The following is a 21,943-nucleotide window of genomic DNA, read 5'->3' as shown; positions in this document are numbered from 1 at the left end:
CTGATTCGGCGGGGTCGGGCAGCGATATCTCCAGGGTGGATCTCAGTCTTTTCGTCCGGTCGCGGCGACGGCGACGCCGAGGCCGATCATCGCGAGCCCACCGGCCCCGCCGACCGCGGCGAGGCGCTGCGGCGAGCGGGCGAACCAATCCCTTGCCGTGGACGCGACCAGACCCCACACCGTGTCCGAGGTGAGCGCGATGACGTCGAAGACCAGCCCGAGCACGAGCATCTGAACCGCGACATGCCCCTGACCACGATCGACGAACTGCGGCAGCACGGCCGCGAAGAACACGATGGTCTTGGGGTTCGACACACCGACCGCGAACCCCTCCCAGAGCGTGCGCAGGCCGCCATGCGTCGGCCCGCCGTCCGCGAACGCGGCCCGCAGCGAACCGCGCGCCCGCCACGCCTTCACGCCGAGGTACACCAGGTAGGCGGCGCCCGCCAGCTTGAGCACCGTGAAGACGAGGACGGAGCGCTCCACGATGGACCCGATCCCCAGTGCCACGGCCACGATGAGCACGTAGGCGCCGAGCGCGTTCCCCACGACTGAGGTCAGTGCGGCGCGGCGCCCCTGCGCCAGCGCCCGCCCGATCACGAAGAGCACGCTGGGACCGGGAATCACGATGAGCAGGAAGGACATGGCCGCGAAAGCGACCAAGCGGTCGGTGGACACCATGCGGTCATGCAAGCACGGAGATGGTCCGGCCCGCCAGCCATTTCTCAGCCGGGCAGGCCCCTACGAAGCCGAAGACGCGCCCAGGTCGTCCTCGGCGAGGAGGTCCGGCAGGTGCTCCGGGTCGCGGAGGGCGGCCTCGGCGAGCAGGCGGTCGGGCCAGCGGTCGCACGCCCACGCCAGCCCCCGGGCCAGGCCTGCCGGGCCGCTCGCGTGGACGGTGCCGTCGGCGTACCACCAGGCGACCTCCTGACCGTCCACGACCAGGCGCTCATGGTGGACGTACGTCTCCGGTGCCTCGGCGAGGACCGCCCGCGCCACCGCGGGCACCGGGCGCTCCTCGCCCGCCGACGCGACGACGCCGGGGACCTCTTCGCCGCCCAGCGAGAGCTCGAGCGCGTCCGCCACATGCGGCGGGACGAACAGCAGCGGCTGGCCGCGCAGCAGCGGCAGCAGGTCGGGGCGGTCGACGACGATGGCGTCCTCGGCCGGGACGACCTCCGGCTCGCCGTCCACCAGCGCCCGTACGTGGTCCGGCGGCTCGACGTTCAGGTCCGTACGGGCCAGCGCGGCCCACAGGTCCCGCAGCCGCTCACGGGACACCGTACGGGCCGGGTCGGCGAGGCGGTCGAGGAGCTCGGCCGGGCCGTCGGGCTCGGCGAGCAGCGCGTCGACCGTGGTCCGTACGCCGAGCGCCACGGCGAAGCGCGGGTCCAGGTCCGCCGGGGCCGCGTCGTACAGGTCGGCCAGGTCCTCACCCACGCACAGTGACTCGGGCCGGTGGCCGTCCAGGACGGGGTGCCGGCGCAGCCACCACGCGGTGTACGAGGGGACGTCCACGTGGCGGCCGTCGGCGAGGACGACGCGGACGGGTTCGACGACGGCGGCGCGAAGGTCCGGCTCGGCCAGGAGGCGGAGCGCCTCCCGCCAGTCGGCGACGAACTCCAGGTCGCGCACTGCCGTGAACTCCGGGATGACGTACCCGGCGTCGAACGATTCCGCCCACTCCTCCTCGCCATCAAGGTGGAACTCCGGCTCGATGACATCCTCGGACCGGACGAGCGCGAACGTCCGCAGTACCCCGGCGGCCTCGAGCACCTCCGCGCCGTACCGCTCGACCAGGTCGGCGTCCACGACGCCGAACGGCGCGTCGTCGGCCATCACCTCGGCCAGCGCCAGCGGCGCGCCCGGCAGCAGCAGCTCACCGGCCGGGTACGGCTCGCCGTCGTCGCCGGGCAGCGCGAGCTCGGCCAGCCACGGCTCCTCCCCCGGCCGCAGGTGGGCGCGGGCGACGAGGGTGAGCACGGCGTGCCAGATCGGCTCCGGGTCCTCCTCGTCGTACGACGCGGCGACCGCCCCGCGCGTCGCCGCATCGGTGAGGACGGCGCGCGGGCCGGCCTCGACGGCACCGAGCCGGAGCAGCAGCGAGTGCGCGGCCTCCGGGTGGACGACGCGCAGGCCGAGGGCGTCGAGCCCCTCAGGGTCGGTGACGAGCAGGCCACGCGGCCCGCGTACGGTGCGGCCGTCGGCGAGGGGCACGGGCAACCCGGCGAGCGCGTCACGGTCGGCACCGTCCAGCGCGGCGTACAGGCGCCGCCACCACGCGGGCTCGCGGTCCAGCCCGGCGAGTACATCGGCGACGTCCGCGACGCTCAGCCGGCGGACGCCGAGCGCGGCCAGGGCCGGATGGCGGGCCGGCCAGCCGACGGGCAGCAGACCGGGAACGACCTCCGCGAGCACATCAGTGAGCGCCGCCGGACCATCCACGACAACGGCGTCCCGCCCCCGAACCCGAACCGGTTCATCGCTCCACGGTGTCTCGACGTCGGTCCAGGCGATGTCCGACTCGTTTTCGGAGCGGGCAGGGTCCGCCTCGGGCACGTGCTCGCCGAGGTCCGGCCCGCGGGTCTCGGGGATGGTCGGCAGGAGCGGCAGGTCGGGGAGGCGGGTGAGGATCGCGCGGCGGAGCCGGGCGTCCAGTTCGCCCTTGGCGACCGGGCCGGGCACCAGGTCGAGGAGGCGCGGGTCCGGCGGCAGCAGCGCGGTGTACGCCTCGGCCGCCCGCTCGATGAGGAAGTCGGTCAGCGGTCCGGGGGCGACGTGCCGCCGGTCGGGGGCGAGCGGGAACGACGCGATGAGCAGCGCCGGCAGGCCGAGCGGCTCGTCGCTCGGCGTCGGCGCGTGGATCACGGCCGGCACGTCGTCGGGCAGCGGCTCGTCGGCGACGGCCCAGCGCACCTGCCAGTAGGGGCGCTCCTCGACCGGCCGGTCCGCCAGCAGGTCCGCCGCGACCTCGCCGTGGGCCTCGGCGGTGCGCCAGGTCGTGCCGTTCACGGTCACCGAGCCGGTCGCGGCCCCTTCGGCCGGCGGGTCCCAGGTCGCGTGCAGCGTACGGACCTCGCCGTCGACCTCGATGGCGATCTCGGCGAGGGCGGGCAGGGACAGGAGCAGAGCCGGGCCGGTCTCGGCGAGCAGCCGCCGGACCAGCGTCTCGGCGTCCGCGTCGCGCAACGGCAGCCGGACAAGCGAGTCGTACCCCTCCGGAACCGCAGCGGGCGCCGCCTCCGGAGCCGACCCAGCAGACGCCACCTCCGGAATCGACCCGGCAGACGCGACCACCGGGCTCGGCCCGGCAGACACAACTTCCGAAACCGACCCAGCGGGCGCGGCCTCGGGAACCGACCCGGCAGACGCAGCTTCCTGATCCGACTCGGCAGACGCGGCCCCCGGAACCGGCCCAGCGGGCGCGGCCTCGGGAGCCAACCCGGCAGACGCAGCTTCCGGAGCCGACGCGGCAGACGCGGTCTCTGGGAGCGGTGTGGCGGGTGCGGCGAAAGGCAGGCGTAGGACCGGCACGTGGCCGCCGCGCCGGTCCAGCTCGGCAGCGGCCCCGAGGATCCGCGCCACTGCCTCGCGGGTGCGTTCAGCCGACCAGGCGACCGCTGCCCCGCCGGAGACGATGGACGGGTCGTCGCTGACCGCGACGACGGCGGCGAAACCGACGCCGAACCGGCCGACCGCGTGTGCCTCGTCGCGTTTGGCGGAGGCCCGCAGCGTGCTCAGCGCCTCGACCCCGGCCGCGTCCAGCGGCGCGCCGACGTTGGCGGCGCTCAGCACGCCGTCACGCAGTATGAACCGGATCCGGCCGGGAACACCGGCGCGGGCGGCCGCGTCGGCGGCGTTCTGCGCCAGCTCGACGATCACCCGGTCGCGGTAGCCACCTCGCGCGAGATCCTCTTCGGCGTTGGCGTCCTCGCGGAACCGCGCCGGCGACGCTGCCCAGGCATCCAGCACCCGAGCACGGATCGCCGCAGTGCCGAACGGGTCGTCCATCTCGTACCTCTCCACTGCTGCCGGACCGTCCCGATGCCGTGCGCGCCGGTCGGCCACACTCACGAACCCGCCGCCGCGTCTTGTGCCTCATCCACTGGTGCCGGACCTTCCCGACGCCCTGCGCGCGGCCAGTCGACCGCGCTCGCGAACCCGCCGCCGCGTCGAGCGCGGCGACCGGCCGGGGATGCGGTGCGCGGGCCGACCCCGCGTGCCCGCACCCGGCCGACCCCGAGTGCCTGCCCCAACCGACCTCGCGAGCTTTCCCGACCGATTGCACTCGGCGAATCCGCCCGACTAATCCGTCCCGACCAACCTGAACCCGACCGACCTCCCGGCCTGAACCCGACCGACCTCCCAGGCCGCGCCCGATCGACCTCCCGGCCCGGACCGACCTCCTGGGACGGTCAGCTGTGGCCGAGGGCCTCCTCGTCGGTCAGGGTCGCCGACGGCACCACGTCGTAGCCCATCTCGTCGACGATGGGGGGCGCGACCTCGGCCGAGGGCGGCGCCACCACGGCCTCGGAGTGGGCACCGCATCCGTGGTCGACGGAGACGACCTTGCCGTCGTCGGGGGCGTACTCGTTGGCGCACACGCCGAAGACCTGCTGCAGGGAGCCCGCGAGCGGCACGAAGAAGCCGCAGGTCGCGCACTGTGCCGGTGCGGAGCGGGCGACCGGCGCCTCCGGGCCGGACTCCCCGCCGTACCACCGGCCGGCGGCGTCGTCGCGGCCCTCGGCGGACAGCACGCGGGCCTTGCCGAGGCCCAGCTCCCAGCCGAGCTCGACGTCGATCTCCTCCGTACTCGTGAATCCGGGCGCCAAGCGTGGGTCGTCGGCCGTCGTCGGCAGCAGGTCGCCGGGACCGAGGTCGCCGGGGCGCAGCCGGTCGCTCCACGGCACCCAGTCGGGAGAGAGCATGGCGTCGTCGCCGGGCAGCAGCACGCTCTCGCTGACGGTGGCGTGTTTGGCGCGGGAGGCGCGGACGACCGAGACGGCCCAGCGCCAGCCGCGGTAGGCCGGGTCGAGGCAGGCGAAGTAGTGGGTGACGACCCGTTCCGCCTCGGGGAGCATTCCGAGGTGCTCGCCGACGAACTCCGGCCGGGACGTCTCCTCGGCCGCCGCGCGTGCCAGATCGACGGCCTCGGCGGCGATGGCGTCGATCACAGGGGTACGGCTCCGCCTGGTGGCGGCCGGACTGGTGGAACGCACAGGACTCACATACACGATTGTCGCTCATCAATGGGCATGGGTTCGCCGCAAAGAGGCAGACTTGACGGCATGAGTTTGTGGTCACGTACGCGCGGCATGGGGCGGTCGATGCGCGGGGTGGCCCAGAAGGCCGGGCGGGCGACCCGTCGGGCCACGCACGCCGGGGGCGCGGGCGGCAGCGGGCTGGGCGCCCTGATCGAGCTGGGCGCGCTGAACAGCGCCGGGGACGCGCTGATCGCGGTGGCGCTGGCGGGCACGATGTTCTTCAACCTTGACGTTCAGCAGGCGCGTGGCCAGGTCGCCCTTTACCTCTTGGTGACGATGGCGCCGTTCGCGCTGGTCGCGCCCCTGATCGGGCCGGTGCTCGACCACATGCGCCACGCGCGGCGCATCGCGATCGCGGGCACGATGCTGGCGCGCGGCCTGCTGTGCTGGGGGATGGCCGGGGCGGTCCTGCACAAGGATCCGGTGACGCTGATGCCCGCGGCGTTCGGGGCGCTGGTGCTGTCGAAGGCGTTCGGGGTGTCGCGCAGTGCCGTCACGCCGCAGGTGCTGCCCGACGGCCTCGCCCTGGTCACCGCGAACGCCCGCGCGTCGTTCACCGGCCTGGTCGCCGCGTCGATCATGGCGCCGCTCGGGGCGGGTCTGGTCGCCGTCACGAACGCCGGCTGGGCGCTGCGCGTCGCGACGGTCGTCTTCATGATCGGCGCGATCTCCGCCATGCGGCTGCCGTCCCACGTCGACACGCCCGACACGGGCGCCCCGGAGGGAGCCCGTACGGACGGCCGGGGCCGCTGGCGGACTCTGCTGCGGGTCGGGCCGGTGGTCGGGGAGGCGATGCTCGCCAACGCGGCCCTGCGGGCGTTCGCCGGGTTCTTGATCCTCTATCTGGCGTTCCTGCTGCGGACCAAGGGGTTCGTCCAGCCGGTCTCGCCCAACATCGCGCTGGGCCTGCTGGCGGCCTCCGCCGGCGCGGGCGGCCTGGCCGGAACCGGCCTGGGCGCGCTGGTCAAGGCGCGGGCGCCGCGCGCGATCGTGTTCGGCACGCTGGCGACCGCGACGGTGACGGCGGCGGTGTGCGCGGCGTTCTTCGGCCTCATCGCCGCGCTCGTGGTGGCGTTCGTCGGCGCGCTCGGTCAGTCGCTGGGCAAGCTCGGCCTGGACGCGATCGTGCAGCGGGAGATCGGCGAGGAGGTGCGGTCGTCGACGTTCGCGGTGACGGAGACGGTGCACCAACTCGTCTGGGTGGTCGGCGGGCTGACCGGGCTCGGCATGTCGATCGTCGCCTCGAACGGCCACCTCGCCCTCGCCGCGGTGGCCGGCGCGCTCGCGCTCTCCCTGCTCACGCTGGCGTCCCGGTCCAGGAGCCGCCGTGCCGTACGACGCCGCGAGCGCGCCGCCGAGGGCGAGCCGAGCGTCGCCGACACCACCGCGTGACTAGGGCCCGTCTCAAAGCCCCCGTCCGTAGCGCCACGCAGTAGGACAGCGGGGCTTTGAGACGGGCCCTACTGCGGGTCGAGGTCGTCCGCGACCGCGCGCAGCACCTCACCGATCTTCTTGGCGATCTTGCCTTCGGGGTGCTTGCCCCGACGATAGGTGGTGGAGATGCCATCGAGGAGCTTGATGAGGTCCTCGACGATCTCCACCATCTCGTCGGGCTTCTTGCGCTTGCCCTTGACCACCGACGGCGGGTTGTCGAGCGTGCGAACGCTCAGCGCCTGCTGTCCCTTGCGGCCCTCGACGACCCCGAACTCGACGCGCTGCCCGGGTTTGAGCGAGGTCACGCCGCCGGGCAGCGCGGAGGAATGAACGAACACCTCACCACCGTCATCGCGGGTGAGGAAGCCGAATCCCTTGTCGGCGTCGTACCACTTGACCTTGCCAGTGGGCACAGGGGACCTCGTTGCTAGCTCTTGTCCGGGCGGGTCACATCAAGGCTATTGCCTCGATGCGGAACCAGGGTTGATCAGTTCATGCAAAGTGTCCGGGAAACTCCGCAAATCGGGCAACACGATATCGGCTCCGTAGGCCCGCAGCGCCTCCGAATCGTACGGGCCGGTGGCGATCGCGACACTGCGGGCGCCCGCCGCCCGGGCGGCGTCGATGTCGGCGACGTGGTCCCCGGCGTACGCCGTCGCGCCGAACTCCGTCAGCGCCGAGCCCTTCCCGGCGCCGAACAGCCCACCGGCCACGGCGTTGACGTTCAGGCCGAGGAACCGGACGGTCGCCTCGGCGTCGCGCTGGTTCTTGGCGGTGACGACGATGACGCGCCCGCCCCAGGCCCGTACGGCGTCGACGGCCGCGCTCGCACCGGGCATGGGGGACGTACGGGGAACGGCGACCTCGCCGTAGAAGGCGCGGTACCGCGCGGCCAACTCCGCGACGTCCTCGGGCGGGAACCAGTAGGCGAGTTCGGTCTCCAGCGGCGGGCCGAGGCGCGAGGTCACGGCGGCCGTGTCGATGGGCACCCCGGTCTCCGCCGACAGCCTCTCGAAGGCGGCGGCGATCCCCGTACGGGTGTCGGCAAGGGTCATGTCCAGATCGAATCCCACAGCGAGCACGCGCCTTAGGGTACGTACCATGCCGAAGCACGCGTGCCCGCGCCCTCCCGGTAGTGGCGATGCGACGGGATCCGAGTGGGAGGGCGCGGAGTCTGCGCGAAATCTGGATCTATTGATCTGGTCACCGGTCGGGCTCGCATTAATTGCAAGCCCATAACTGCGGTTACGTGATGCGGATATACCCAGCGGCCACCCCTCGAACCGTACAGACGGAAAATCGATCTCGAGAGTAAGAAAAGAAAATGGCGAGATGGCGTAGTAAGTCCGGAAATGTCGTCCAGGATTCCGGCCGAGACGAGTCCTCCGCCGACCGGACCGTTCCGCAGGCCGGTCGACACCGTCCGAACGGCGATCCGCTCCGCAGCGGTCTGGCCAGAGCCGCAGGCGTCGCGGCCACCGTGGTCGCGGTCGCCGCGACGGTCGTCGCGGTGGTGTTGTCCCTGCACATCGCCTTCGTCGTGTTCTCCGCCAATCCCGCCAACCCGATCGTTCGGACGGTGAACGACCGGGCGCAGGGATTCGCGTGGGAGTTCCGGGACATGTTCACGCCCAAGGACGAACGCGTGGCGGTGCTCGTCAACTACGGGATCGCCGCCGCCGTGTACCTCATCGCCGGAAGGGTGGCCGCCGGGCTGATCCGGAGGATTCGCTGACCGTCGCCTCCGTACGCGCACTGTCACGCCCTGTGAGATGACGAATCCGTACGACAACGGGCGACCGTTCCATGGCTTACGCTCTTTCTCGGAGGAGCACACGAAAATGCAAAGATCTACCCGAGAACGGATCGTCGCCGAGGCGCTCCGGCTGTTCGCCGAACGGGGCTACGCCGCGACATCCGTGGCGGAGATCGAGGCCGCGGCGGGCCTGTCCCCAGGTGCCGGTGGGCTCTATCGCCACTTCCGCTCCAAGGAGGAGGTTCTGGCCGCCGCCGTACGCGAGCACATCGCCCGCACCTCCGAGCAGATCGCCACGATCTTCGAGCGGTCGGTCGACATCCAGGACCGGCCGCTGGCCGACCGGCTGAGCGCGGCCGCGTCGGCGGGCCTCGCCAAGATGCGGGAGGAGGCCGACCTCATCCGGGTCCTCTTCCGCGACCTGGACAAGTTCCCCAACCTCGTCGCCGAGATGCGCGAGGGCATCGCCAACCCTCTCTACGACCTGTTCGGCAAGTGGCTGGCCCGCCAGCCGGAGATGGCCGGAATCGACGAAGACTGGGACGCCATCGCCCTGACCCTCGGCGGGGCGATCGTCAACTACTGGCTCGCCCAGGACGCCCTCTACGCTGCGCCCAACCGCATCGACGAAGAGCGCTTCATCAACGGCTGGTCCCGCCTCGCCATGGGCCTGGTCGGCACGGCCGCCGAAGCCGTCCAGTAGCAGGCCCGGCCGGTTCGGCAGTGGTCGTCGGCCGATAGCGGCCAGGCAGATCCCCGAATCGGCCGCGGCGGACCGACCGGCGGCCAAGCGATCCACTCAGCCGCCGGTCGGTCCGCTGCCGCCGGGCCCCGCTCAGCGGACGAGCCGGCCCAGCAACGCCGACGAGGCCGCGATCCCGGCCGCCGCGGCCACCACGAGCACCCCGATGTCGAGAGGGAGATGCCCCGGCGTGCCGATCAGCAGGTTGCGCAGGGCGTCGACCTCGTAGCTCAGCGGGTTGACGCGGCTGATGGCGCGCAGCCACCCCGGCATGATGTTCACCGGGTACAGCGCGTTCGACCCGAAGAACAACGGCATCGTGATCGCCTGCCCGATGCCCATCAGCCGGTCCCGGGAGATGGCGATACCGGCGATGGTCATCGACAGGCACGAGAAGAACGCGGTGCCGAGCATCACGACCACCACGACCCCGAGCCAGCGCACCGGGTTGACGGTCAGCGCCACACCGAGCAGCGCGGAAAGGATCATGATGGCCACGGCCTGGGCCAGGGAGCGCACTCCCGCGGCGAACGCCTTTCCGGTGACCAGCGCCGCCCGCGGGGTCGGCGTGACGAGCAGCTTGGCCAGCACGCCCGCGTCGCGCTCCCAGATGATCTGGATGCCGTAGAAGATCGCGATGAAGAGGGCGGACTGAGCGAGGATGCCCGGTGCCAGGTAGTCCAGGTACGGCACGTGCCCGGTGGGGATGGCCCGGATCCTGGAGAACGTCTCCCCGAAGATCAGCATCCACAGCGCGGGCTGGATCGCGCGGGTGTAGAGCTCCGTCCGGTCGTGCCGCATCTTCTGCAGCTCGACGATGCACATCGCGGTCACCCGCGCGAGCGGCAGGCGCCAAGCCGCCCGGCGGGCCGACGGCTCGACCAAGCCGACCAGCGGCCGGGAGGCCACAGGGTCAGCCGAGCCGACGGACGGTCCCGAGGTCACGGGCTCAGCCGAGCCGACCGGTGGCCCCGAGGTCGCGGGCTCAGCCGAGTCGGCCGGCCGTGCGCCGGGTGCGGCGCGTGTCGCGGAATCCGTGTCCCGGCTCGTCGAGCCGGTCTCCGGTGTAGGCACGGAACACCTCCTCCAGGGTGGCACCGGGTTCCAGCCCGGACTTGAGTTCGGTCGGGGTACCGAGGGCCTGGATCCGGCCCCGGTGCATGAGCGCGATCCGGCCGCAGTGCTGGTCGGCCTCGTCCATGTAGTGGGTGGTCACCAGAACGGTCATCCCGGTGGCGTGCCGAACCTCCTGGATGCGCTCCCAGACCCCGTCGCGCGCGACCGGGTCCAGGCCGATGGTCGGCTCGTCGAGGATGAGCAGGCGCGGGGCGCTGACGAGGGCCTGAGCGAGTTCGAGCCGCCGGATCATCCCCCCGGAGTACGTCTGCGCGCGCCGGTCGGCCGCGTCGGCGAGCCCGACCGCGGACAGGACCTCCTCAACTCGTTCCCGGCGATGGCGGCGCGGCACGTCGAACAGCCGGGCGAAGAGCTCGACGTTCTCCAGGCCGGTCAGCGCGGCGTCGGCGGACAGTTGCTGGGGCAGGTAGCCGATCGCCCGGCGCACGGCCATCCGATGGCGTGCCACGTCGAGCCCGAACACCTCCACCATGCCCGGCGTGGCGGGCAGCAGAGTGGTGATCAGCCGGATCGTCGTGGTCTTGCCCGCCCCGTTCGGGCCGAGCAGGCCGAAGACCTCACCCTCGGCCACCTCCAGGTCGACGCCGTCGACCGCGACGTTGCCACCGAACGCGTGCCGCAGCCCCCGGCACACCACCGCGAGCCGGTCCGCCGGTTCGCTCCCGTCGCTCATTTGTCACCCCCGTCTGAAGACGCGTGCACGGATGACGCCGCCGAGGGACCGACGGCGTCGTCTGAAACGGCCTGGCGGCCTGCTGCGCCGTCCGACGCGGCCGAGCGATCGGCCTCGTCGTCGCGCGGCAGCGCAGATGACGCCGCCGGGCGACCAACGGCATTGCCTGAAACGGTTTGGCAGCCTGCTGCGCCGTCCGACGCGGCCGGACGACCGCCGGCGTTGTCCGGAGCGGCCGGGCGGTCGGCCTCGTCGTCGGACAGCAACGCGGATGTCGCCGCCGGGCGGCCCACGTCGGCCGGCTCCGTGAACGGGCCGGCCGTGCGGCCGGCGGCGCCGTCCGCCGGCTCCGCCAGTCGGGCGAGCAGTCGGCGCAGGGCGGGCAGCGCCGCGGCGATCGACGCCCGGTCCTCGTCGGACAGTTCGTCGAGCCGTGCCCCGACGAGGTGGGCCCTACGGTCCCGCCAGTCGGCGATGCGCCGGCGTGCCGCGCCCGTGAGCTCCAGCCGGGCGGCCCGTCGGTCGTCCGGGTCGGTCTCCCTGCGCAGCATCCCGGCCCGGATCAGCTGGTTGACCAGGGTGCTCACCGTGTTGTCGGCCAGCCGGAGCTCGCGCGCGGCCGCCGCCACGCTCACCCCGGGGTTGCGGTCGACGACCAGCATCAGCTCGACCTGGGCCGGGCGCAGGTCCGGCGGTGGTGTCACTCCGCGCAGCCTGCGCCGTACGAGGCGGCGCATCGCCATGGTCACGTCCATGAGGTCGCCGCCCAGCCGAACGCCATCGCTGCCCATAATTCCGGATATTACCTCTTAAGCAGAGGTAATCATTTCCCCTGGGACCGACGTGGCTGTAGTGGCCAGTGAGGATTGGCGGCCAGGAAAGGACGCTCCCTCCACTTCGCCACTCGTCACGGACGGTAAAGAAGCTGCTCCATAGTGTGGTCGGCCATCACGCGCGCCGAGGAGCCCACGCCGCAGTTCCATCCCCCCGACGGCCCGCCCACGCAGTCCGAACGGAGCACCATGTCCGTACGAGGGGAAGAACAGTGATCGCCACGGTGCGGGGGTTCATGTCCATGAGCCGCCCCGCCAAGATCCTGCTGGTCAACGAGAGCGGTGAGACGGCCGGGCTCCTCATGCTCGCGCCGTACCTCGCCGACCACCTGACGCACCGGGTCGGGCTGGCGGTCTGGCTCGTCGGCATCCTCCTGGGGCTGCGCCACTTCAGCGAGGGCCTGTTCGCCGTCGTCGGCACGCTCGGCGACCGTATCGGCTACAAGCCGGTGCTCGTGGTCGGATGCGCGCTCGAGGCCCTGGGCTGCGCGCTGTTCGGCCTGTCCACCGCCGTGCCGTGGCTGATCGGGGCAGCGCTGTTCAGCGGGCTCGCCCGCGCGCTGTTCATCCCCGCCAGGCGCGCGTACCTCGCCCAGGTGGAAGGCGAGCGGAAGGTCGAGGCGTTCGCCCTGACGAGCGTCTGCCGCCGGGTCGGGCTGCTCATCGGCCCGATCGCCGGAATCCTGCTGGTCGACTCGGGGTTCGAAACGCTGTGCATGGCGGCGGCCGGGGTCTTCGTCGTCCTCACGCTGGTGCAGTGGCGGGTGCTGCCCTCCTGTGCCGGCGTCCACGCGGGCTCGGCGCGTCCGCTCTGGGCCGAGTGGCGGGAGGCGCTCGGCGACCGCGTGTTCCTCGCCTTCGCCGCGACGATGTTCGCGTCGTACTCGCTCGTCTACCAGCTCTCGTTCGGCCTGCCGATCGAGGTACGCCACGTGTCCGGAGGCCGCACCGGCATCACGGCCCTGTTCGTCCTGTCGGCCCTGCTCGGTCTCGCGGGACAGGTACGCCTCACGCAGTGGTGCGAGCGGCGCTGGACACCCGGCCAGGTCATGGTGCGCGGCCTGATCATCATGGGTGTCGCGTTCGTCCCGTTGATGTTGCCGCCCGCGCACGGCGGTCCGCTCATCCGCCTGCTCCCCATCATGCTGTGCGCGGCGATCCTGTCCGTCGGCATGATGATGGTCTTCCCGTTCGAGATGGCCACCATCGCCGACCTCGCCGGCGACCGCGGGATCGGGACGTACTACAGCGTCAACAACCTGCTGTCCGGAGTCGGCTCCGTCTTCGGCAACCTGCTCAGCGCCGCCGCGATGGGCCTGTCGCGCGCCCTGAACGTGGCGGGCCTGCCGTGGCTCGTGCTGCTGCTCCTCGGCGTTTTCTCGGCGACCGCGCTGACCTTCGTGAACAGGAGTGGCCGGCTCCCCGCCGGCCGCCTGGCCGAGGCAGGGGTCGGGACGGCGCCCTGACGCTCAGGGCGTGTCTGACAAATCCGCTGTTCGGCTGCGCGACGCCCGGACGACGCCTGGACGCCGCTCGCCACGAACGGGATTCGTCGGACACGCCCTGGCCGCGATCACGCGCGGCGTCGATTCCGTACCCGTGCGGGACCATCAGGTCGCCATCCGCGAATACCGTTGTCGTCGTGAGCACGGAGACCTACGCCGACTGGCTGCGGGCGCGCGACGACGACGGTCTGCGCGCCCTGTTCGCGGCTCGCCCCGAGTTGATCACTCCCGTGCCCGCCGACATGGGAGCGCTGGCCGCCCGGGCGTCCGCGGCATCCGCCGTGTCGCGGGCGCTCGACCGCCTCGACCGGCTCGCGCTGAACGTCTTCGAGGCGCTGCTGGTCCTGCCCACGCCCATCCCCTACGACGACCTCGTGACGGCCGTCTCCGCCGAGCCGGCCGCCGAGGCCGGCGCCCGGATCCGGGAGACCGTGGACCGGCTGCGCACCCTGGCCCTGGTGTGGGGCGAGGACGAGGCCCTCCGGGTGGTGCCGGGCGGGCGGCAGGTCATTCCGCACCCGGCCGGACTCGGCCCGTCGCTCCGGGAGGCGTTCGCCTCCTATCCCTCCGACCGGCTGGCGGAGCTGCTCGGCGACCTCGGTCTGGAGTCGGTCGACGACATCCCGGGCCGGATCGCCGCCTTGATCGAGGACGCGGGCCCAGAGGCGAGGGCCGCGCTCGACCGGCTCGCGTGGGGGCCGCCTGTCGGCCGGGTCGACGGCGCCCGCCGGCCCGTCAGCCTCGCCACGGCCGCCTCCCCCATCGAGCGCCTTCTCGCGCGCGGCCTGCTGGCCGCGACCGACGACCGCACCGTGACCCTGCCCCGCGAGGTCGGGCTGCACCTGCGCGGCGGCCGCGTCTTCGCCGAGTTGCGGACGGCACCGCCGCCCCTCGACGGCACCGCGCGCCCGCGGTCGCTCGTGGATCGCACCGCCGGCGGCCAGGCGTTCACGTTCGTGCGCACGATCGAGGACCTGCTCGACCACTGGGGCGTCGACCCGCCCGGCGTGCTGCGCGGCGGCGGCCTCGGCATCCGCGACCTGCGCGCCACCGCCGGCCGGCTCGACGTGCCCGAGTGGACGGCCGCGCTGCTCATCGAGGTGGCGTACGCCGCCGGGCTGCTCGCCCGCGACGGCGACCACGACGGCCCGGCGGGCGCGGAGTGGCTGCCGACCCAGGCGTACGACCTGTGGCGGCTGCGGGACGTCGAGCGCCGCTGGACCGACCTGGCCAATGCCTGGCTGCTGACCGACCGGGCATCCGGCCTCGCGGGCGAGCGCGACGACCGCGACCGGCTCATCAACGCGCTGTCCGACGAGGCCGTACGGGTGAGCGCCCCGCAGGTGCGGCGCTCGGTGCTCGGCGCGCTCGGCGACGCCGAGCCGGGGACCGCGCCCAGGGCGGACGACGTCTTCGCCTACCTCACGTGGCAGCAGCCGCGCCGCGGCGGCACCCTGCGCGAACGCCTCGTCGGCTGGACCCTTCGCGAGGCCGAGGTGCTCGGTATCACCGGGCTCGGCGCCCTGTCCGGCCACGCCCGGGCGCTCCTCTCGGGCGGCGACGCGGCCAAGGCGCTCGCCGCCGTACTGCCCGAACCGGTCGACCACGTGCTCATCCAGGCCGACCTGACGGCGGTCGCCCCGGGCCCGCTCGTCAGCGACCTGGCCCGCGAGCTCGCGCTCGCCGCCGACGTCGAGTCCACCGGCGGCGCCACCGTCTACCGCTTCACCCCGGAGTCGGTACGCCGGGCGCTCGACGCTGGTCGCGGCGCGGCCGAGCTGATCGACCTGCTCAAGCGGCATTCGGCCACCGACCTGCCGCAGCCGTTGACCTACCTCATCGAGGACGTCGCCCGCCGGCACGGCCGGTTGCGGGTCGGCGTCGCCTCGGCGTACGTCCGCTGCGACGACCCGGCCGTGCTCGACGAGATCCTCGCGGACCGGCGCTCGGACCAGCTGCGGCTGCACCGGCTCGCGCCGACGGTCCTGGCCTCCCGGATCTCCCGCGGCGAGCTGCTGGAGTCCCTGCGCGCGCTGGGGTACGCGCCGGTGGCCGAGTCGCCGGAGGGCTCCGTCGTCGTCACCCGCCTCGACGCGCGCCGGGCCGAGACCACGCACGGCACGTACGAACCGGCGCACCACTCCCTGGTCGGCGTGGCCGGCCCGGATCCGTCGGTCGTGACGGCGGCCGTCCGCGCGCTCCGGGCGGGCGAGAGCGCCGCGCGGGCCGCCGTCCCGAGCGGCGCGCCGCCGCGCTCCCCGGCCATGGCCATGGTCAAGCAGCTCCGGCAGGCGGCCGATCGGGGCGCCCGCGTGTGGATCGGCTACCTCGACCAGCAGGGGCAGGCGTCCAGCCGCATCATCGAGCCGGCTCGCGTGGAGGGCGGGTTCCTCACCGCGTACGACGCGACGCGGGCCGCCGTACAGCGCTTCGCCCTGCACCGCATCACCGGCGTCGCCGAGGTCGACGGCTCGCCCTGACCCGCAGCACCGACGTCGTCGAACTCGGCAGCTCGTCCTCGCCCACTGCTCCGGCCACCCCGACGTCACCACCTCGCCCTGACCCACATCACCTAGGCGCGCCGACGTCAACAGCTCGCCTTAACCTGCAACACCGCCCGCGCCGAGGTCGACAGCTCGCCCTAGCTCACAGCACCCGCTACGCCGACGTCACCACCTCGTCCTGACCCGCAACACCTGAGCGCGCCAACGTCAACAGCTCGTCTCAACCCGCAACACCGCCCGCGCCGAGGTCGACGGCTCGCCCTGACTCACAGCACCGCCCGTGCCGAGGTCAACGGCTTATTCTGCGCCGAAACCCGGCGGCCGTGGCCGTTTCCGGTCACCGGCATTCAGCGCCGATATTCCATGATCAATCCGCGAATGTCACCGAGCGCACACAAATGTCACTCTTTTGCCCTTGCGACTCGTACATCACAGAAGGCAGGGTTCCCATCGGTCGGCCGACCGTAATGCCCATAGTCATCTCTCCACAACGGGAGTTCAGATGCGCATTACCGTAAAGACCCTGGCAGCGACGACGATGACGGCCGGCCTTGCCCTGACCGGAATGGCGACCGCACACGCCGCCGTCGCCGCCCCGGCCACCGCGAAAGCCCCGGCCGCCGTGACGGCCACGGACGTCACAGCCCAGGCGTGCAAGGGCAACCCCCGCAGCAACCTGCACCTGACCCGAGCCCAGATCAAGACCCGTGCCCACAGCTGGCTCGGCAAGGTCTCGTACTCCCAGAGCCGCTACTACTGCAACGGCTACGGCCGCTACCGGCAGGACTGCTCCGGCTACGTCTCGATGGCCTGGGGGCTGCACACGTCCCAATGGACCGGAAGCCTCCTTAGCTTTTCCCGCGCCATCTCCAAGAAATCGCTCCGGTACGGTGACGTGCTGACCCACGACCCGCAGAGCACGTCGAAGGGCCACGTCGCGATCTTCATGGGCTGGGCGAGCGGGGGCCGCCCGATCGTGTGGGAGGAACCCCACCCAGGCGCCAAGGCGGGCCAGCACACCTGGTCGGCCTCCTATGCGGCCACCTTCTCGGCGCGCCGTTACAAGAACGTCCGTTAGCGCGCCCAGGACAGGCTGATGCCGGATCCATCAGCTCACCACGGCGAAATGGGTCGAGGGGCCATCGACCCCCGAATACGGCCCCTCGGCCCTTCCCATTTCACGCCCATATCCTCGCGGCGAAGAAACGCGCGGCAGATCATCCCCCGCGCTTGCCGAAGTCGGCGCTCGACCAATGCACGGGACGCATCCGGATCAGCGTGAGGCCCTCTCCGCTGGTGCTCTGGAGATACCGCTCGCCGAGTTCCGGCCCCAGATAACGGTGGGCCAGCGCGGCACGCTCGGCCTCCCCGGCCGGTTCGTCGACGGCGGTGACCGGCCCCTCCACGGTCACGTACCGGTAGGGCGGGTCGTCGTTGTGCACGCACAGCGTGACCCGGCCGGCCTCCTGGATCAGCTCGGCCTTACGGCTCTTCGCCCCGGTGATGAAGTACAGCTCGCCACCGGGCTCGTAGGCATACCACATCGGCACGGTCACCGGCGCCCGGTCTCCGCCGCTCTCGGTCACACTCAGCACGCCGAGCCGTACTCCCGCGAGGAACGCCTCGCGCTCCCCGACACTCATCACCTGCGTCACTCCGTGATGCGTAACCGGGCCGCGCCCATCGCCAACCCGTAGGGCGGCAAAGAGTCAGCGCGGGTCGGCGCCGCCCGCGTACCGGCCGGGGGTGACGCCGAAGGCGTGGCGGAACGACTCGATGTACGCGCTGGGGCTGCGGAAGCCGCTGGCGGCCGCGACGGTGGTGACCGACGTTCCGGTGGCGAGGAGTGTGAGGGAGTGGTGCAGCCGCAGTTGGGTGCGCCACTGCGGGAAGGTCATCCCCGTCTGTTCCCGGAAGAGCCGACTGAGCGTGCGTTCGCCCGCGCCCACGGCCCGCCCGAGTTCGGCGAGGGAGCGCTGGTCAGTGGGGTCGGCGGTCAGGATTCCCGCCACGTCGCGGAGCCGGGGGTCGGCCGGTGTCGGCAGGCACAGCGGGAGTGCCTCGACGCGGCGCAGCTGGTCGAGGGCGACCGCCTCGAGGTTGCGCCGCCGGCGGGTGGTCAGTCCGTCGTCGTCGCTGAGCGCGATGATCACTTCGCGCATCAGCGGGGTCACCGCCAGGACGGTGGGCGCGTCGAGCCCGAGCGGGTTGACCCGGGCGTCGAAGACGAGGGTCCGCATCTGCGTGGGGCCGTGCGCCTGGTGGGAGTGGGCCACGGCGGCGGGGATCCACACGGCGCGGTGTGGAGGGACGACCCATGAGCCCGCGCTCGTGGAGACCTGCAGCACGCCCCGGCTCGGATGGACGAGCTGGTGCCGGGCGTGGTCGTGCCAGTCGATCCAGGCGCCGTGCTGCAACGACTTGCGCGTCGGGCCGGTGAGATGTTGGCGGGTTACCGACATTTGTTGGCAGAGTACCGGAAGCCCGCTCCCCGTACCGGACCCGATCCTGAGCACATGTGTCACTCAGGACCTCGATCATGACCACCGAAGGGACCCGTGTCGGCGACGGAGCGCCCCGTACGGAGACCGTGAGCGAAGCGGCCGACGCCCTCGGGCCGACCAAGCCGACCACGCCGGAGCCGACCGTGCCGTCCTCGGCGTTGCGGCGGATGTGGGTGTGGGCGGTCGCGCACGCGGTCGACGACCTGTATCAGGGGCTGGTCCCCGCGAGCGTGCCGTACTTCGTGCTGGACCGTCACTACGGCTACGTGGCCGCCTCCGGGCTGACCCTCGCCGCCACGCTGGGCAGTTCGGTGCCTCAGCCGTTCATCGGCGTGGCCGTGGACCGGAAGGGACTCGGCCGGCTGGCCGCCGTGGGCGTGGCGGTCGCCGGGCTCGGGTTCGGGCTGTCCGGACTGGTGAACTCCTACGCCCTCGTCTGGAGCCTGATCCTGATCTCCGGGCTGGGCGTGGCGATGTTCCATCCGGCCGCCGGGAAAGGGGCTCGGGAGACGGCCGGCGACAGCACCACCGCGATGAGCCTGTTCGCCGCGGGCGGCAGTGTCGGGTTCTTCCTCGCTCCGGTCCTGGCGACGCCCGCGCTGGTGTCGATGGGCGTCGGGGCGAGCGCGCTGTTCATCCCGCCCGCCCTGTTGATCGCCTTCGTCCTCCTCCGGCACGGGCGGCGACGGGCCGGGACCGCGTCCGCCGCGGCACGGACGGGAACGGACCGCTGGCCGCCGTTCCTCGTGCTGACCGGCATCGAGATCGTGCGGTCCGTGGCCTTCTTCGGCGTCAACACCTTCATCGAGCTGTACTGGATCCGGCACCTGCACTCCTCACGCGTGCTCGCGGGCGCCGCACTGGCGTGCTTCCTCGTCGGGGGCGTCGCCGGCACCCTGCTCGGCGGCCGCGTCGCCGACCGGATCGGCCTGGTCCGGACCGTGCAGATCGGCGGCGCGGTGGCGATCCCCGCTCTGGTCGGGCTCCGCCTGGCCCCGGGCCCGGTCGTTCCCCTGCTGTTCGCCGTGTTCAGCGGCGTCGCGCTGAACATCCCGTTCGCGGTGCTCGTCAAGCTCGGCCAGGACTACCTGCCGACACGGCCGGGAACGGCGGCCGGGGTCACGCTGGGCCTGGGAGTCAGCGTCGGCGGCCTGATCTCCCCGGTGTTCGGCCTCATCGCCGAGGCGTACGGCCCGCAGGGGGTCTTCCTGAGCCTGGGCGCGGTCCCCGTCGCCGCCCTCGTACTGGGCCTGTTTCTCGTCGAACCGGAAAGTCCCTCGGACAATCGACTTTCGGGACGGCAAGATGGAACCAAACGGTGATCGGATGAGTCGTACTTATCCGTCATGCTTGGCGTGCCGTTTACATCCTTGGATTGTCGACCTGGGGGCTCACCGTGACATGGCAGGACCCGTATGGGCAGTACGGTCAAGGTGGCCAGAACCCGTACGGGCAGGACCCCTATGGCCAGCAGGGCTGGCAGAACGCCCAGCCCGGCTGGCAGGACCCGTACGCCCAGCAGAACGCCTACGGGCAGCAGCAGGGTTACGGCTACTACGGGCCGCCGGGCGCACCGAGCAGCGGCTCCAACGGGAGCACGGTCGGGGCGCTCGTCTGCAACATCATCTCCGCGCTGCTCTGCTGCGGCGGGATCGCCTGGCTGCCCGGCATCATCCTCGCCGCGATGGCCATGAACCGGAACAACACCGACCCGGAGTCCGCCAAGCAGCTGACCTTGTGGTCGTGGGTCTGCGTCGTCCTCAATATCGTGCTGGTCATCATCCTGTTCGTGGTGCTGTACAGCATCGGCACGTTCGCCAACCACTCGTCGAGCACCAGCGGCACGTACTGACCGATCACGCGCGGGAAGCCTTTTGGGGGCTCCGACTGTTGGACACTGAGGTTCCACCCCAGAAAGGCATCCCGTGACCGACGGCCCGCTCATCGTCCAGTCCGACAAGACCCTGCTGCTCGAGGTCGACCACGACCTGGCGAACGAATGCCGCAAGGCGATCGCGCCGTTCGCCGAACTGGAGCGGGCGCCCGAGCACGTCCACACGTACCGGATCACCCCGCTCGCGCTCTGGAACGCCCGCGCCGCGGGCCACGACGCCGAGCAGGTGATCGACGCGCTCATCACCTACGCGCGTTACCCCGTGCCGCACGCGCTGCTCGTCGACGTCACCGACACGATGGGCCGGTACGGCCGGCTGCGGCTGGAGAAACACCCGACGTACGGGCTGGTGCTGGCCTCGTCGGACCGCGCGGTGCTCGAAGAGGTGCTGCGGGCCAAGAAGCTCAAGGCGATGTTCGGTCAGCGCGTCGACGACGACACCGTGGCCGTGCACCCCAGCGAGCGGGGCACGCTCAAGCAGACCCTGCTCAAGCTGGGCTGGCCGGCCGAGGACCTCGCCGGGTACGTCGACGGCGAGGCCCACCCGATCAGCCTGGAGGAGAACGGCTGGGAGCTGCGGACCTACCAGCGCGACGCCGCCGAGTCGTTCTGGCACGGTGGCTCGGGCGTCGTCGTGCTGCCCTGCGGCGCGGGCAAGACGATCGTGGGCGCCGCCGCGATGGCCCACGCGTCCGCCACCACGCTGATCCTCGTCACCAACACCGTGTCGGCGCACCAGTGGAAACAGGAGCTGCTGCGCCGCACCTCGCTGACCGAGGAGGAGATCGGGGAGTACACCGGCACCAAGAAGGAGATCCGGCCGGTGACGATCGCGACGTACCAGATCATGACCACCCGGCGGAAGGGCGTCTACTCCCACCTGGAGCTCTTCGACGCCCGCGACTGGGGCCTCGTCCTGTACGACGAGGTGCACCTGCTGCCCGCGCCGATCTTCCGGATGACCGCCGACCTGCAGACCCGCCGGCGGCTCGGCCTGACCGCGACGCTCGTCCGCGAGGACGGCCGCGAAGGCGACGTGTTCTCCCTCATCGGCCCGAAGCGGTACGACGCGCCGTGGAAGGAGATGGAGGCCCAGGGCTGGATCGCCCCGGCCGACTGCGTCGAGGTCCGGGTGACGCTCACCGACTCCGAGCGCCTCGCCTACGCGACCGCCGAGCAGGAGGAGCGCTACCGTTTCTGCTCGACGACGGCGACCAAGACCTCGGTCGTGGAGGCCCTCGTCGAGCGCCACCGCGGCGAGCAGCTGCTCGTCATCGGCCAGTACATCGACCAGCTCGACGAGCTCGGCGAGCGCCTCGACGCGCCGGTGATCAAGGGCGAGACGAAGATCAAGGAGCGGGAGCGGCTGTTCGACGCCTTCCGCAGCGGCGAGCTGTCCGTCCTGATCGTCTCGAAGGTCGCCAACTTCTCCATCGACCTGCCCGAGGCCTCGGTGGCCATCCAGGTCTCGGGGACGTTCGGGTCGCGCCAGGAGGAGGCGCAGCGGCTCGGCCGCGTCCTGCGCCCGAAGGCGTCGGGCAAGGGCGCGCGGTTCTACTCGGTCGTCGCCCGCGACACCCTCGACCAGGACTACGCCGCCCACCGGCAGCGCTTCCTCGCCGAGCAGGGCTACGCCTACCGCATCGTCGACGCCGACGCCGTCTACTCCTCCGACGAGGAGATCTGACCCAGCCCCA

Annotated in this window: 19 protein-coding genes; 9 read left to right on the top strand and 10 right to left on the bottom strand. The window is 72.1% G+C overall.

The genetic code is table 11. The annotated features are described in order from the left end of the window. Positions 1–42: 42 nt before the first annotated feature. The 3 genes from ACQP2O_RS05245 to ACQP2O_RS05235 all read right to left on the bottom strand — a co-directional run bounded on the left by ACQP2O_RS05245 (position 43) and on the right by ACQP2O_RS05235 (position 5,228). Complete coding sequence (locus ACQP2O_RS05245; protein WP_433180387.1) at positions 43–681, bottom strand: LysE family translocator; 639 nt, start codon at positions 679–681, stop codon at positions 43–45. A gap of 60 nt (positions 682–741) precedes the next feature. After that, a complete protein-coding gene (locus ACQP2O_RS05240; RefSeq protein WP_433180385.1) occupies positions 742–4,011 on the bottom strand; it encodes a sacsin N-terminal ATP-binding-like domain-containing protein in 3,270 nt (1,089 codons plus the stop codon). A 404-nt stretch (positions 4,012–4,415) separates the two neighbouring features. Continuing rightward, positions 4,416–5,228, bottom strand: coding sequence for a DUF3027 domain-containing protein (locus ACQP2O_RS05235; RefSeq protein ID WP_433180383.1), 813 nt, complete (start codon positions 5,226–5,228; stop codon positions 4,416–4,418). Between the two features lie 60 nt (positions 5,229–5,288). Between ACQP2O_RS05235 and ACQP2O_RS05230 the strand changes: the two genes are divergently transcribed. Next, positions 5,289–6,656 carry an MFS transporter gene (locus ACQP2O_RS05230; RefSeq protein ID WP_433180381.1) on the top strand — a complete coding sequence of 456 codons (1,368 nt, stop codon included), beginning with the start codon at positions 5,289–5,291 and terminating at the stop codon, positions 6,654–6,656. Between the two features lie 68 nt (positions 6,657–6,724). On the opposite strand, the gene ACQP2O_RS05225 is transcribed toward ACQP2O_RS05230, so the two are convergent. Both ACQP2O_RS05225 and ACQP2O_RS05220 read right to left on the bottom strand, forming a co-directional pair. Beyond that, positions 6,725–7,111, bottom strand: coding sequence for a cold-shock protein (locus ACQP2O_RS05225; protein WP_360888983.1), 387 nt, complete (start codon positions 7,109–7,111; stop codon positions 6,725–6,727). A gap of 45 nt (positions 7,112–7,156) precedes the next feature. Next, positions 7,157–7,780, bottom strand: a complete 624-nt coding sequence (locus ACQP2O_RS05220; RefSeq protein WP_433180380.1) for an HAD family hydrolase — start codon at positions 7,778–7,780, stop codon at positions 7,157–7,159. 242 nt (positions 7,781–8,022) lie between these two features. Here ACQP2O_RS05220 and ACQP2O_RS05215 point away from each other — a divergent pair, with 242 nt between their 5' ends. Further along, a complete protein-coding gene (locus ACQP2O_RS05215) occupies positions 8,023–8,433 on the top strand; it encodes a hypothetical protein (RefSeq protein WP_433180378.1) in 411 nt (136 codons plus the stop codon). Positions 8,434–8,539: 106 nt separating this feature from the next. Beyond that, on the top strand, positions 8,540–9,157 hold the full coding sequence (locus tag ACQP2O_RS05210) for a TetR/AcrR family transcriptional regulator (protein ID WP_433180376.1): 618 nt from the start codon (positions 8,540–8,542) through the stop codon (positions 9,155–9,157). 132 nt (positions 9,158–9,289) lie between these two features. Here the strand turns inward: ACQP2O_RS05210 and ACQP2O_RS05205 are convergent, their stop codons facing one another. The 3 genes from ACQP2O_RS05205 to ACQP2O_RS05195 form a co-directional block, all read right to left on the bottom strand. Next, the gene (locus tag ACQP2O_RS05205) at positions 9,290–10,105 is read right to left on the bottom strand and encodes an ABC transporter permease (protein ID WP_433180375.1); all 816 of its coding nucleotides are present in this window, start codon (positions 10,103–10,105) and stop codon (positions 9,290–9,292) included. Between the two features lie 76 nt (positions 10,106–10,181). Continuing rightward, on the bottom strand, positions 10,182–11,006 hold the full coding sequence (locus ACQP2O_RS05200; protein ID WP_433180374.1) for an ABC transporter ATP-binding protein: 825 nt from the start codon (positions 11,004–11,006) through the stop codon (positions 10,182–10,184). Further along, positions 11,003–11,797: a MarR family winged helix-turn-helix transcriptional regulator gene (locus ACQP2O_RS05195; RefSeq protein WP_433180372.1), complete on the bottom strand. Its 795-nt coding sequence runs from the start codon at positions 11,795–11,797 to the stop codon at positions 11,003–11,005. The genes ACQP2O_RS05200 and ACQP2O_RS05195 overlap by 4 nt, the downstream gene beginning before the upstream one ends. A 254-nt stretch (positions 11,798–12,051) precedes the next feature. On the opposite strand from ACQP2O_RS05195, the gene ACQP2O_RS05190 reads away from it, so the two are divergent. The 3 genes from ACQP2O_RS05190 (at position 12,052) to ACQP2O_RS05180 (ending at position 16,926) form a co-directional block, all read left to right on the top strand. Continuing rightward, on the top strand, positions 12,052–13,305 hold the full coding sequence (locus tag ACQP2O_RS05190; RefSeq protein ID WP_433180370.1) for an MFS transporter: 1,254 nt from the start codon (positions 12,052–12,054) through the stop codon (positions 13,303–13,305). Positions 13,306–13,481: 176 nt separating this feature from the next. Next, positions 13,482–15,824: a helicase-associated domain-containing protein gene (locus ACQP2O_RS05185; RefSeq protein WP_433180368.1), complete on the top strand. Its 2,343-nt coding sequence runs from the start codon at positions 13,482–13,484 to the stop codon at positions 15,822–15,824. A 526-nt stretch (positions 15,825–16,350) separates the two neighbouring features. Further along, positions 16,351–16,926: a hypothetical protein gene (locus tag ACQP2O_RS05180; protein WP_433180366.1), complete on the top strand. Its 576-nt coding sequence runs from the start codon at positions 16,351–16,353 to the stop codon at positions 16,924–16,926. A gap of 139 nt (positions 16,927–17,065) precedes the next feature. On the opposite strand, the gene ACQP2O_RS05175 is transcribed toward ACQP2O_RS05180, so the two are convergent. Together ACQP2O_RS05175 and ACQP2O_RS05170 are read right to left on the bottom strand one after the other, a co-directional pair. Beyond that, positions 17,066–17,491, bottom strand: coding sequence for a pyridoxamine 5'-phosphate oxidase family protein (locus tag ACQP2O_RS05175; protein ID WP_433180364.1), 426 nt, complete (start codon positions 17,489–17,491; stop codon positions 17,066–17,068). Positions 17,492–17,557: 66 nt separating this feature from the next. Then, positions 17,558–18,310 carry an AraC family transcriptional regulator gene (locus ACQP2O_RS05170; protein ID WP_433180362.1) on the bottom strand — a complete coding sequence of 251 codons (753 nt, stop codon included), beginning with the start codon at positions 18,308–18,310 and terminating at the stop codon, positions 17,558–17,560. A gap of 77 nt (positions 18,311–18,387) precedes the next feature. Between ACQP2O_RS05170 and ACQP2O_RS05165 the strand changes: the two genes are divergently transcribed. The 3 genes from ACQP2O_RS05165 to ACQP2O_RS05155 all read left to right on the top strand — a co-directional run bounded on the left by ACQP2O_RS05165 (position 18,388) and on the right by ACQP2O_RS05155 (position 21,933). Next, the gene (locus ACQP2O_RS05165; protein WP_433180359.1) at positions 18,388–19,674 is read left to right on the top strand and encodes an MFS transporter; all 1,287 of its coding nucleotides are present in this window, start codon (positions 18,388–18,390) and stop codon (positions 19,672–19,674) included. 74 nt (positions 19,675–19,748) lie between these two features. After that, complete coding sequence (locus ACQP2O_RS05160) at positions 19,749–20,204, top strand: hypothetical protein (RefSeq protein WP_433180357.1); 456 nt, start codon at positions 19,749–19,751, stop codon at positions 20,202–20,204. Between the two features lie 73 nt (positions 20,205–20,277). Next, on the top strand, positions 20,278–21,933 hold the full coding sequence (locus ACQP2O_RS05155; protein WP_433180355.1) for a DNA repair helicase XPB: 1,656 nt from the start codon (positions 20,278–20,280) through the stop codon (positions 21,931–21,933). Positions 21,934–21,943: the final 10 nt, after the last annotated feature.

Source organism: Actinoallomurus sp. CA-150999, from assembly GCF_050942425.1.
Lineage (GTDB): Bacteria > Actinomycetota > Actinomycetes > Streptosporangiales > Streptosporangiaceae > Actinoallomurus.
This window is presented reverse-complemented; position numbering and strand designations above follow the sequence as displayed.

What these genes read in the sequence shown, in the direction of transcription:
- ACQP2O_RS05245 (WP_433180387.1), bottom strand. Translation starts at nt 681, where the DNA reads ATGGTGTCCACCGACCGCTTGGTCGCTTTCGCGGCCATGTCCTTCCTG.
- ACQP2O_RS05240 (WP_433180385.1), bottom strand. Translation starts at nt 4,011, where the DNA reads ATGGACGACCCGTTCGGCACTGCGGCGATCCGTGCTCGGGTGCTGGAT.
- ACQP2O_RS05230 (WP_433180381.1), top strand. Translation starts at nt 5,289, where the DNA reads ATGAGTTTGTGGTCACGTACGCGCGGCATGGGGCGGTCGATGCGCGGG.
- ACQP2O_RS05215 (WP_433180378.1), top strand. Translation starts at nt 8,023, where the DNA reads ATGGCGAGATGGCGTAGTAAGTCCGGAAATGTCGTCCAGGATTCCGGC.
- ACQP2O_RS05210 (WP_433180376.1), top strand. Translation starts at nt 8,540, where the DNA reads ATGCAAAGATCTACCCGAGAACGGATCGTCGCCGAGGCGCTCCGGCTG.
- ACQP2O_RS05200 (WP_433180374.1), bottom strand. Translation starts at nt 11,006, where the DNA reads ATGAGCGACGGGAGCGAACCGGCGGACCGGCTCGCGGTGGTGTGCCGG.
- ACQP2O_RS05195 (WP_433180372.1), bottom strand. Translation starts at nt 11,797, where the DNA reads ATGGGCAGCGATGGCGTTCGGCTGGGCGGCGACCTCATGGACGTGACC.
- ACQP2O_RS05180 (WP_433180366.1), top strand. Translation starts at nt 16,351, where the DNA reads ATGCGCATTACCGTAAAGACCCTGGCAGCGACGACGATGACGGCCGGC.
- ACQP2O_RS05175 (WP_433180364.1), bottom strand. Translation starts at nt 17,491, where the DNA reads ATGAGTGTCGGGGAGCGCGAGGCGTTCCTCGCGGGAGTACGGCTCGGC.
- ACQP2O_RS05170 (WP_433180362.1), bottom strand. Translation starts at nt 18,310, where the DNA reads ATGTCGGTAACCCGCCAACATCTCACCGGCCCGACGCGCAAGTCGTTG.
- ACQP2O_RS05165 (WP_433180359.1), top strand. Translation starts at nt 18,388, where the DNA reads ATGACCACCGAAGGGACCCGTGTCGGCGACGGAGCGCCCCGTACGGAG.